This window comes from Halobacillus sp. A1-3 (assembly GCF_050971765.1).
In the GTDB taxonomy this organism is placed as follows: domain Bacteria; phylum Bacillota; class Bacilli; order Bacillales; family Halobacillaceae; genus Halobacillus; species Halobacillus mangrovi_B.
Window position 1 is genome coordinate 54,522 of record NZ_JBPCEO010000013.1, and the last position, 11,440, is coordinate 65,961.

Annotated in this window: 10 protein-coding genes and 1 other annotated feature; of the genes, 9 read left to right on the forward strand and 1 reads right to left on the reverse strand. The window is 41.6% G+C overall.

Features of this window, described 5'->3' with window-relative positions:
• The first annotated feature begins 277 nt into the window (after window positions 1-277).
• A complete protein-coding gene (spoVID, locus tag ACRYKC_RS19190; protein WP_433809303.1) occupies window positions 278-1,288 on the forward strand; it encodes a stage VI sporulation protein D in 1,011 nt (336 codons plus the stop codon).
• On the opposite strand, the gene ACRYKC_RS19195 is transcribed toward spoVID, so the two are convergent.
• Window positions 1,285-1,473, reverse strand: coding sequence for a hypothetical protein (locus ACRYKC_RS19195; RefSeq protein ID WP_433809305.1), 189 nt, complete (start codon window positions 1,471-1,473; stop codon window positions 1,285-1,287). The genes spoVID and ACRYKC_RS19195 overlap by 4 nt on opposite strands.
• Before the next feature lie 96 nt (window positions 1,474-1,569).
• Window positions 1,570-1,796, forward strand: a binding site (T-box leader).
• 56 nt (window positions 1,797-1,852) lie between these two features.
• Here ACRYKC_RS19195 and ACRYKC_RS19200 point away from each other — a divergent pair.
• From ACRYKC_RS19200 to ACRYKC_RS19235, 8 genes are all read left to right on the forward strand, one after another.
• Complete coding sequence (locus ACRYKC_RS19200; RefSeq protein ID WP_433809307.1) at window positions 1,853-4,495, forward strand: valine--tRNA ligase; 2,643 nt, start codon at window positions 1,853-1,855, stop codon at window positions 4,493-4,495.
• A gap of 62 nt (window positions 4,496-4,557) precedes the next feature.
• The gene (locus ACRYKC_RS19205; RefSeq protein ID WP_433809309.1) at window positions 4,558-5,838 is read left to right on the forward strand and encodes a bifunctional folylpolyglutamate synthase/dihydrofolate synthase; all 1,281 of its coding nucleotides are present in this window, start codon (window positions 4,558-4,560) and stop codon (window positions 5,836-5,838) included.
• 89 nt (window positions 5,839-5,927) lie between these two features.
• The gene (locus tag ACRYKC_RS19210) at window positions 5,928-7,661 is read left to right on the forward strand and encodes a sensor domain-containing diguanylate cyclase (RefSeq protein ID WP_433809311.1); all 1,734 of its coding nucleotides are present in this window, start codon (window positions 5,928-5,930) and stop codon (window positions 7,659-7,661) included.
• A 152-nt stretch (window positions 7,662-7,813) separates the two neighbouring features.
• The gene (locus ACRYKC_RS19215) at window positions 7,814-8,569 is read left to right on the forward strand and encodes a prepilin peptidase (RefSeq protein ID WP_433809313.1); all 756 of its coding nucleotides are present in this window, start codon (window positions 7,814-7,816) and stop codon (window positions 8,567-8,569) included.
• Between the two features lie 146 nt (window positions 8,570-8,715).
• On the forward strand, window positions 8,716-9,567 hold the full coding sequence (locus ACRYKC_RS19220) for an SPOR domain-containing protein (protein ID WP_433809315.1): 852 nt from the start codon (window positions 8,716-8,718) through the stop codon (window positions 9,565-9,567).
• Window positions 9,568-9,724: 157 nt separating this feature from the next.
• On the forward strand, window positions 9,725-10,291 hold the full coding sequence (locus tag ACRYKC_RS19225) for a Maf family protein (protein WP_433809317.1): 567 nt from the start codon (window positions 9,725-9,727) through the stop codon (window positions 10,289-10,291).
• Between the two features lie 37 nt (window positions 10,292-10,328).
• Window positions 10,329-11,021, forward strand: coding sequence for a RadC family protein (radC, locus tag ACRYKC_RS19230; RefSeq protein ID WP_433809319.1), 693 nt, complete (start codon window positions 10,329-10,331; stop codon window positions 11,019-11,021).
• A gap of 165 nt (window positions 11,022-11,186) precedes the next feature.
• Window positions 11,187-11,440: rod shape-determining protein (locus ACRYKC_RS19235; RefSeq protein WP_433809321.1), on the forward strand; the 254-nt coding region annotated here is incomplete at its 3' end.

The following is an 11,440-nucleotide window of genomic DNA, read 5'->3' on the forward strand; positions in this document are numbered from 1 at the left end:
CCTCCTTTTTCTGCAGGTGAAAAAACTACTCCTCAAGCACGATGAAAGTATGTGATTTTCCCTAACCTTTTAGATAAAGATTAATTTTTTTCTACTAGATCCCGATTAATCTGTTAAATATGGTAATCACAAAACCCTGCAAGTAGTGGGCCGCTAACATCTCCTTAGAAGTTATTCCTTCTGTAGGGGAGGTTCTCGAATATGTATATTATGACGACTCTCGCATAAGGTGGTTATAGAGAGTAATGTTTATTATATTTTGGGAGGGGACCGAACTTTGCAGAATAAACATAATGTATTCTCATTTTATTTAGATGAATCTTTATGGTTTAAGGAAGGACAGGGCGTGCGTGAACTAATTGGCATATCCCTGGAGCCTGAAATTTCGATAGAAGATTGCGGGGACGAAATCTGCTTGAGAGGAACTGTTGATCTTGCTGGTGAGTATGTAGCGGTTCAGGAGCACAACACTTATAATGATGCCCCTGTACAGTCTGCACGCATGATGGATCAGGTTCAAAAAGGTGAGGAAGGGGTCAGTTATTTTTCCCACTCATTTCCAGTGGAAATAACAGTGCCGTTAGAAAGAGTCTCTAGTTTGGATGATGTCCTCGTAGATATTGAAAGCTTTGACTATGAGCTCCCGGCAAACCATCAGCTTAGGCTTCATGCCCAGTTGAATATCAATGGAATTGAAGAAAAAGAAAAAGAGGCTGACAACGCCCCTCAGTTTGATGAGTCAGCAACCGTTGGCCCTGTAAATTATGCAGAGCCTAAAGAAGAAGAAATCGTTCGTCCTATTTTTCCTGAACGAGAAGTGCCAGTGATTCAATTGAACAATGATTATAGGAATGAGGATAAGCAAGAAGACGAGGACGATGGTGGACGTTGGTATTATAAGAAATCTCAAAGCTTTGGAGAATTTTTTGGTCAAGGAGAACAAGCAGAATTGCCAGAAGCTTCTCCAGAGAGTGTCCAAATGCAAGAGAGCTATGAGAGCAGCTCCATGATGGATCATGTAGAAAGCAGTCCTAAATCTGAGAGTTCATCAGAGTCGGAGGAGGCGAAAGCAGCTCCTGGAGGAATGGATGGCATTAAGCAGATTTTCAAGCATCTGTTTCCTAACCGAGAAGATTCTTATGCCCAAATGAAAATGTATATCGCCCAGGAGGATGAAACGCTGGAGTCGATTGCTCAGAAATATGAGGTAACGGTTAGTCAGCTGGAACGAGCTAATGAGTATCGTGGCGATGTATCTCCAGGTCAAATTGTATATATCCCTAGCTAGATCCATTTGTATTTAAAGGCAATGAAGACCCCGATAATGATGCCTAATAAAAAGATATCAAAGGTTGTCGGCCAAAAAATGGTCCGGATCGCTTGAAAGATCAGAATCGGAAGCAGGGCAGTTTCAATAATAACCAGCCACGTTCGGCACCAGGACGGCAAACGATATCGATAAAAGCGGCTCAAAGCGGCACCTCCTTTTTGTGTGTATGCCTATTTTTTTATAAACAGTTGACTAAAATAGATAATTCTATATACAATATGTAATAGAGTCTATATACGTGAAATGCCGTGATGGGGAAGAGTACATGAACATTTCCTTCAGAGAGGAAGACAAACGCTGAGAGTTTTCCAGGAACCCTGTTGATGGAAGTCGTCCTTGATGCAGCTTCTTTGAAAATCCAGTAGAAGAAGCCGGTTAGAAGCCGTTATTTTAGTCGAGTGTACAGGATCAGTTTGTCCTGTAAATTAAGGTGGTACCACGGAAATCAATCCCTTTCGTCCTTATCAAGGATGAAAGGGATTTTTTATTTTTTTAAAAGATCATAAAAGGAGGAAGATCGATATGGAACAAAAAGATCTTTCAATGCCCACGAAATACGACCCGGCAGCAGTAGAAAAAGACCGGTACCAGTATTGGGTAGATGGGAAATTTTTCGAAGCAACAGGAGATAAAAATAAAGAACCTTATACCATAGTCATTCCGCCGCCCAATGTTACTGGAAAACTGCACTTGGGTCACGCATGGGATACAACGTTGCAGGATATTTTGACTCGTGTGAAGCGAATGCAGGGCTACGACGTCCTATGGCTGCCAGGTATGGACCACGCAGGGATTGCGACCCAGGCAAAGGTTGATGCGAAGCTGCGTGAATCAGGGGTGAATCGCCACGACCTTGGACGCGAGAAATTCTTAGAAAAGTCCTGGGAATGGAAAGACGAATACGCTAAATTCATCCGCACCCAGTGGGAGAAACTTGGTCTTGGCCTGGACTACTCCCGTGAACGCTTTACCCTAGATGAAGGCTTATCTGATGCCGTTAAAGAAGTATTTGTAAAACTTTATGAAAAAGGGCTTATTTATCGAGGCGAATACATCATTAACTGGGATCCGCAAACAAAAACAGCTCTTTCTGATATTGAAGTGGAATACAAGGACGTCCAGGGTGCTTTCTACCATATGCGTTATCCGCTTAAAGATGAAGAAAGTTCCATCGAAATTGCAACCACACGTCCAGAAACGATGCTCGGTGATACAGCGATCGCTGTTCATCCTGAAGACGATCGTTACAAGCATTTGATCGGTAAAAAAGCGATCCTGCCGATCATCGGTCGTGAAATTGAAATTGTTGCGGACGATTATGTGGATATGGAATTTGGCTCCGGAGCGGTTAAAATCACTCCAGCTCACGACCCTAACGACTTTGAAATCGGAAATCGTCACAACCTTGAGCGTGTCCTTATCATGAATGAAGACGGCAGCATGAATGAAAATGCCGGAAAATATAAAGGAATGGACCGCTTTGAGTGCCGCAAACAGATTGTCAAAGATTTGCAAGAGCAAGGGGTGCTTTTCGAAATCGAAGAACATCAGCACTCCGTAGGACACTCCGAGCGGAGCGGAGCAGTTGTCGAGCCATACCTTTCCACTCAATGGTTTGTTGACATGAAACCATTAGCAGACGCTTCTGTCGAGCTACAAAAAGGTGACGACAAAGTTCAATTCGTTCCTGACCGATTTGAAAAACCTTATTTGCACTGGATGGAAAATACGCGTGACTGGTGCATTTCACGTCAGCTGTGGTGGGGCCACCGCATTCCAGCGTGGTATCATAAGGAAACAGGCGAGATTTATGTAGGAAAAGATGAGCCGAAGGACCCTGAAAAATGGACACAGGATGAGGACGTTTTAGATACTTGGTTCTCCTCTGCACTGTGGCCGTTCTCTACAATGGGTTGGCCGGATGAAGACAGCGAAGATTTTAACCGCTTCTTCCCGACTGACGTTCTAGTCACCGGCTATGATATCATTGGATTCTGGGTAAGCCGAATGATTTTCCAATCTTTAGAGTTTACGGGACGACGTCCATTTAAGGATGTGCTCATTCACGGGCTTGTACGGGATGCGGAAGGTCGTAAGATGAGTAAATCCCTTGGTAATGGAGTCGATCCAATGGATGTCATCGATAAATATGGTGCAGATTCCTTGCGCTACTTCTTATCAACGGGTTCTTCACCGGGCCAAGATTTACGCTTCCATTGGGAGAAGGTAGAGTCTACGTGGAATTTTGCTAATAAGATTTGGAATGCTTCTCGATTTGCATTGATGAACATGGGAGATTTAAAGTATGAAGATATTGATCTTTCAGGTGAAAAATCAGTAGCAGATCAATGGATTCTTACAAGACTGAACCAGACGATTGAGCAAGTGACGCAAAATGTTGACAAGTATGAATTTGGAGAAGCGGGGCGCCACCTATACAACTTTATCTGGGATGATTTCTGTGACTGGTATATTGAAATGGCGAAGATTCCACTGTATGGTGAAGACGAGAACCGTATACTTACGACGCGATCCATCTTAGCCTATACGCTAGATCAAACGATGCGAATGCTTCATCCGTTCATGCCGTTCATCACAGAAGAAATCTGGCAGCACCTTCCACATGAAGGTGAGTCCATTACGCAAGCATCCTGGCCAGAGGTACGAGATGAGTTCCACAACGAACAAGCGGTCAACGAAATGGACCGACTCGTGTCGATCATCCGTTCTGTAAGGAATATTCGTGCAGAAGTGGATACGCCAATGTCTAAGGAGATTCAGTTGATGATCCAGGCGAAAGATGAAGACGTTGTAAAGGAACTTGAGAAAAATCGAGATTACTTGGAGCGGTTCTGTAACCCTAGTGAATTGACGATTGCTACTGATCTTCAAGCTCCTGAAAAAGCGATGTCAGCTGTTATTACAGGTGTAGAACTTTACCTTCCATTAGCTGGTTTGATCAATATTGAAGACGAAATTAAGCGATTGGAACAAGAATGGAAAAAGTGGGATAAAGAAGTCGATCGTGTTCAGAAGAAACTTTCGAATGAAGGTTTTGTCAGCAAAGCTCCTGAGCACGTTGTTGAAGAAGAACGTAAGAAAGAAACCGATTATTTAGATAAGCGGGCAAAAGTAGAAGCTCGTATTGAAGAATTAAAAGCATAAGAGGCGAGGGAGAGTATTCACTACGAGTACTCTCCCATTTTTGAAGTGAGGGATAGAACTTGATGAACTATGAAAAAGCAATTGATTGGATACATTCTAGAGAGAAATTCAAAGTAAAGCCAGGGTTAAAGCGAATGAACTGGATGATGGAGAAACTCGGACATCCTGAATTGGATTTGAAGGCGATTCATATTGCAGGAACAAATGGAAAGGGATCAACAGTATCCTTTCTAAGGAACCTGCTGCAAACTCAAGGGTATCGCATCGGTACGTTTACCTCACCTTATATCCAAAGATTCAACGAACGCATCAGCATCAATGGCGATTCGATTGAAGACGAAGAATTAGCGGCACTTGTAGAAGAAATAAAGCCATTATCAGAAGAGCTTGCCCGGACTCCACTAGGAGAACCGACGGAATTTGAAGTCATCACGGCGATGGCCATGGTTTATTTTGCAAGACAGAAGCTCGATTTCGTTATTTTTGAAACAGGTCTCGGCGGGCGTTATGATTCAACGAACATCATTCGCCCACTCCTCAGTGTCATTACGAATATTGGACGGGACCACATCAATATTCTAGGATCGACCATTGAACAAATTGCCGATGAAAAAGCTGGAATCATTAAAGAAGGACGTCCCGTAATATGTGGAGCTAAACAGCCTGAGGCTCTTCAAGTGATCAAAAAGCAAGCTTCTATACAACAAGCGCCCATTGCTTTACTAGGGAAAGACTTTTTTGTAGAACATGTTGAAAGTGAGCCTGCAGGTGAGCGGTTTATCTTTCGTAATGAGGTATTCAGGTCGGGGGAATTGTTGAGTGGTTTGAAAGGAAAGCATCAAGTTGAAAATGCTGCGCTTGCTATAGAAGTGGTTGAATACCTGAAAGCCCAGGGGATGAAAATGGATCGAGGCAAATATAAGGAAAGTGTTCTTCAGACAACGTGGCCAGCCCGCTTCGAAACGGTACGGGGCGCACCTTTGACGATTATAGATGGGGCACATAACGAAGAGGGTACTCAAGCTTTAGTGGATACAATGAAACGGCACTACAAAGGAAAAAAAGTTATTCTTGTCTATTCCGCATTAGAAGATAAGCCAGTAGAAAGCATGTTGAAGAAGCTATCTGAGGTCGTTGATGAAGCTTATTTTACGACGTTTGATTTTCCTAGAGCACTTACTGCAGAAGAGTTAAAAACATTGTCACCGATCGTTTCATCAACGGCAATTAGTGATTATAACACAGCAGTGAAAATGGCGACGGATCATACAGGAAAAGACGGAGTTCTACTGATCACCGGTTCCTTGTATTTCATTTCCGAAATAAGGAAATATTTTGAATAAGCATAGGGGTTATGGTACATTTTAATTATCTGAATATTCAAGTTTATGAATGTTAATTAAGATAATGTAATAGGAAATGAGGTGCAGGAATGACAAAGCATAAGAAGGTTGCGGTGTGGAGCCTATGGATTGTGTTATGGCCTTCCTGCCTCTATACCCTTTATCAAACTCTGGACCCTTCTATTCAAAATAATGAGGTTGAAATAGCAGCCTTCATTATCCTTGCATCCATAGTGGCGCTTTTTCCATTGCAAGTTGGGGATAATCCTGTTTTCTTCACACACGGAATCGCTTTTGCCGTATTTTTGTATTATGGGTTATTCATAGAAATTCTTGTCTCTCAAATTGCTTTACTATTTTTGATGGCTAAGTTGAGAGTCAGAAAAGCTGATTTCTATCGAGTTCCTATAAATTTCTTAATGTTTCTTATGATTTCGGTTTTCTCTGCACTTCTATATTATTTTTTGGGGGGAACACATGGAGATGATGCGGTGTCCTCGTTTGATGATGCTCTTCCCGTGACGGCGTATGCGGTTTCTCAGATTCTACTCAATCAGTTTTCAATTAAACTCATTGCACGTTTTCTATACAATAAACAGGTTAAATGGGTTGATCGCGGTCTGTTATGGGATGTGCTGACGGCCTGTCTCGTCTTGCCTATCGGATTAGTTCTTTATATCGTTTATGCAGAATTTGGAGTTAGTGCGGTATTTTTCGTAGGGATCCCTTTTATTCTCATAGCAGGGATGCTGATGCTTTATCATAATAGCAGCCAGGTTAATACTTATTTGAAGAAAACAAGTATCATAGGCCATGAGTTGACTGGTAAACTCGGAGTAAAAGAGGTCCTTGACTTATTTGTTAAACGAATCAGTCAGCTTCTGCCGCTTGATTACCTTTATGTTTTTGATGTAACTTCAGAGAAGCAACTGACACTTATTCATTTTTTTGATCGTTCCGGACAGATGAAACTTCCCAATCATACCCTTTTCAAGGGGGAGAGTGTAAGCGGTAACACGTTGAGTCAACGCAGCAGCTTTTACTTCAAAAGTAAAAAAGAATGGCACCATTTAAATCATGCCTGCATCCCTGAAAAAGCAGAAAGTGTCATGTCTATTCCGGTCGAGAGAAATAATGAAATTGTCGGGATCATTACTATTTACGCTAATAAGAAGCGGGCATTTATGCAGTTTCAATTTATGATTCTAGAAATTTTAGGTAATTATTTAGGGGTGGCGATAGATAATGCAAGATATTATGAGAGAACAAAAGCGGAAAGTGAAAGGTGCGCGTTAACAGGTCTCTATAATTACAGGTACTTTGAAAATCATCTTCACAGAGTTTTTCAGCAGTGGAAAGATGAGCACAGGAAACAGCCGATTTCATTGATCTTGATGGATCTCGATCACTTCAAGATGATCAACGATACATACGGACATGAAAGTGGAAATGAAGTTTTATGCATTCTTGCCGATCGCCTGCAACAAGTGATTCATAATCAGGGCCTCATCGCGAGGTATGGAGGTGAAGAATTTGTTATTCTTCTGCCTGAATGCTCAACAGATAAAGCTGAGTTTTTAGCAGAAGATGTAAGAAGAGCGATTACAGATAAACCCTTTATTTCTTATGAGCACTTGCTGAGTGGGAAGAAACCAAAAGATATCAAGGTTACAGCGAGTATTGGCGTGGCTACTTATCCAGACCATTGTGAGGAACCATTGGAACTGATTCGCCATGCTGACCGTGCTATGTATGTAGGTGCCAAGCAGCAAGGAAGAGACAAAGTGGCAAGCTATGAAGCTTTATTAGAAACAGTCGAATGATAGTTTCGGCTGTTTTTTTATGGAAAAAATATTTTACATTGAGTTTTTTATCGACTAAACGATTCGATTGTGTAGTATGATTGGATTAGTAACAATGGATCCCTTCCCCGGTCTTAATTGACCACACAACCTCAAAATAGGAGACAAAGCCAATGACACTGTTTTACTCCCTCAATTTCCTCATGCTTGGTTTCATTCTAGGATCTTTTTTTAACGTCGTAGGACTTCGCTTGCCAAAAGGAATATTGTTCAAAGATGAACGTTCCTACTGCCCTCGTTGTTACCATTCGCTCCGGTGGTTCGAACTTATTCCGCTCATGTCTTACGTGCTTCAGCGAGGGAAGTGCCGCCATTGCCAAAAGTGCATTTCACCTCTCTATCCTATTATGGAAACCGTTAGCGGTATCATGTTTGTATTCTGTTACTCTTTAATCGGATTTCAAGTTGAATTATTCCTCGCTCTTGCTCTCATATCTTTGTTTCATATCATCCTGGTTAGTGACTTCGTTTATATGATCATTCCCAATAAGCTTTTACTGATGTTCTTCGCTTTATTTATCCTTTACCGTCTGTTTATACCGCTTGAACCATGGTGGAATGCGCTTTTGGGCGGGTTCATTGGTATAGCTCTAACAGCAGCTATAATTCTTATCTGTAATGGAGGCATGGGCGGAGGTGATATGAAGCTTTTTGGACTAATCGGATTTGTGTTAGGCTGGAAACTTTTATTCCTGACATTTTTCTTGTCTACTTTAACAGGTGCACTTATGAGCAGTGTATTGTTAATGGCAGGTGTAATAAAGAGAGATCAGCCTTTTCCATTTGGTCCTATTATTGCGTTGAGTGCCGTCTTATCATTTTTTTCTGGTGACATCATTATAGAGTGGTATGTACAAACATTCTTCTAGGCCTACATCTTCTTAAGAGACCATAAAAGCGTGGACTACAGGTATCAAAGGTAAAAAACTTGTCGATGTACCACTGACAAATTTCAGCGTAGTTTTCAAATCTCCTGTGATAGGGTTAGGACAAACCTGGCAGGAGTGATCAATCGATGGAATCTAAAAAGAAGATAACGATTTCCTTTAGAAATCACGAACAAAAAGAGCAAGAAACAGAATTAGTAAAGGCAGAAGCAGAGCAAGCGGCTGCAAAACACCCGAAAGAAAAAAAGGAACCCATTCTGTTAGAAGACTCCTCTGAACAAACTGTGTACAAACTTCCTATGAAGAAAAAAAACAATCTCCAGTCTCCGGTTAAGCGGATAGCAGTCACCGCCTTGACTGCTCTTATCATCAGCTTCGGACTGGGCTTTTTGCTTTTACGCATGTTCGTTACGTTAACGGATGAGACGACTACGGGGGAAGATGTCGTCCCTGCAACGAGTAATACTCCAGTTGATGAACAAGGTGAAGTGGTTCAAAGTGTGAACCCGGCAGCTATTGACTCTTACTTCATCCAAGCGGGTGTATTTACAACAGAAGAAAAAGCGCTTGAATGGAAAATGAAATTAACCTCTCAATCTGTTTCCTCTGTTGTTTGGGAACGAGATGGACAGTTTTATTTATTTGCAGGAAGTGCACCTACGAAGTCCGAAGCTGATACACTAGCTGTACAGTTACAAGGCTATGGAGTGGAAACCTATGTGAAAAACTGGGTCGTGTTAAAAGAAGAAGGCTCATTAAGCGAAGAAGAAGCAGATGTCATGAATACCTTAGTGACCCAATTAGAACAGCATACTTTGAGTGATATGTCAGCAGACGAACGAGAATCACTTATTACCGAACTCAATGGCAGTGCTTCTGGAGAACCATTGATAAAATCCCTTCAAAATTGGGAGAATACAGATACGTTCAACTTAAACTGGCTGAAAGTTGCCTACGGCCTTGAAGAAATGATGAAATAATAAATATATGATGATCTAACCCTTACAAAAGTAATGTTTCATCTAAAGATTCTACTTTTTTACTAACAAAGAGAATAATGTTATTTCATATTATCCTGTTCTTCACAAATGAATGGTTACTATAAAATGAAAGTACCTCGTGGGAAGGAAGATAGAAATGAAGTTAGTTTTAGGCTCACAATCACCAAGAAGGAAAAAATTATTGGATTTAGCTGGATATACGTTCTCCATACGTTCAGCCAATATAGACGAAAGTCTATCAGAAGGGTGGGGTCCTGAAGAAGCAGTTATTCACTTATCACAACAAAAAAGTGAGACTCTCGACATAGAATGTGATGAAGTGCTCTTAACTTCAGACACCGTAGTGGCTAAAGATGGTCGGATACTTGGAAAACCTGCTAATGCTCAGGAGGCCTACCAATACCTTCGTTCCCTAAGCGGAAAGACGCACCAAGTATATACTGGGGTAACCATTCGCTCACATGAGGATACTCGTTGTTTTTCTGTGGTAACAGATGTAACCTTCTTCGACCTGGTCGATGAAGAAATCCAACAGTACATAGCAACAGGTGAGTCTGATGACAAAGCTGGGGGATACGGAATACAGGGGAAAGGAGCCCTTTTTGTGGAGAAAATAAATGGAGACTATTACAATGTTGTTGGTCTTCCTCTTTCAAAAGTTGTTCGTGAGCTTAGAGCTTTCGGGTGTACACCTTCTTCTTAACTTCTACTTGCGAGGAATAGAGACAAAGGAGCGAATCATGTTGGCTCAAACAAGTATAATGATTAAGGATGTACCGAAGGCGGACAGGCCCAGGGAACGGATGATTGGATTGGGGGCTGTCCACCTCAGTAATCAAGAGCTGATCGCTATCCTTCTTGGCAGTGGAACGAAGCAAGAATCAGTGATGGAACTGTCTCAGCGATTACTCATACACTTTGAAGGGATATCGCTTTTGAAGGATGCCACAATAGAAGAACTAACAGCTATCAGGGGCATCGGGACGGCAAAAGCTGTACTTATCTTGTCAGCCATCGAATTAGGAAAAAGGATGCAGCAGATGAAGCCTGTCGAACGCTACATGATTCGAAGCCCTGAGGATGGGGCTGATTTTATAATGGAAGAGATGCGGGATTTGAAGCAGGAACACTTCATCTGCCTTTTTCTTAATACTAAAAATCAAGTGCTCCACAGACAAACCATTTTTATTGGTAGTTTGAACGCCTCTATCGTCCATCCTCGAGAAGTTTTCAAAGAAGCTGTCAAACGGTCAGCTGCCTCTATTATCTGCGCTCATAACCATCCCTCGGGTGATCCCACTCCATCTCAAGAGGATATCCAGGTCACAAGAAGACTCCAAGAGTGTGGAAAGATGATCGGTATTGAATTACTAGATCATTTAGTAATTGGCGATCGAAAATTTATCTCTCTGAAGGAAAAAGGCTACTTGTAACACTATCTATTTTTGAAGATTTTTCGTATAATTGAATAGATGAAAATGAAAAGCGCCATTTATAGGAAATAATCCTTATAAATTGGCGCTTCTTCTGATTCAATATATTAAAGAGGTGCTTGACCCCTGCTAGATATAGGCAGGTTCTTAGAAAGGAAGATATTATTGGGTCTATTTGGGTTTTCACAAGACTTAGGAATTGATCTAGGTACAGCGAATACGCTAGTGTTCTTAAAAAATAAAGGGGTCATCGTCAGAGAACCTTCTGTGGTGGCCAAAAATACACAAACTGGTGAAATAATAGCTGTAGGAAATGATGCAAGAAATATGATAGGCCGGACCCCCAGCTACATATCAGTTATTCGACCAATGAAAGACGGAGTCATTGCAGACTATGAAACAACCGCGCAAATGATGAA

What these genes read in the sequence shown, in the direction of transcription:
- ACRYKC_RS19220 (WP_433809315.1), top strand. Translation starts at nt 8,716, where the DNA reads ATGGAATCTAAAAAGAAGATAACGATTTCCTTTAGAAATCACGAACAA.
- radC (WP_433809319.1), top strand. Translation starts at nt 10,329, where the DNA reads ATGTTGGCTCAAACAAGTATAATGATTAAGGATGTACCGAAGGCGGAC.
- ACRYKC_RS19225 (WP_433809317.1), top strand. Translation starts at nt 9,725, where the DNA reads ATGAAGTTAGTTTTAGGCTCACAATCACCAAGAAGGAAAAAATTATTG.
- ACRYKC_RS19200 (WP_433809307.1), top strand. Translation starts at nt 1,853, where the DNA reads ATGGAACAAAAAGATCTTTCAATGCCCACGAAATACGACCCGGCAGCA.
- ACRYKC_RS19205 (WP_433809309.1), top strand. Translation starts at nt 4,558, where the DNA reads ATGAACTATGAAAAAGCAATTGATTGGATACATTCTAGAGAGAAATTC.
- ACRYKC_RS19210 (WP_433809311.1), top strand. Translation starts at nt 5,928, where the DNA reads ATGACAAAGCATAAGAAGGTTGCGGTGTGGAGCCTATGGATTGTGTTA.
- ACRYKC_RS19215 (WP_433809313.1), top strand. Translation starts at nt 7,814, where the DNA reads ATGACACTGTTTTACTCCCTCAATTTCCTCATGCTTGGTTTCATTCTA.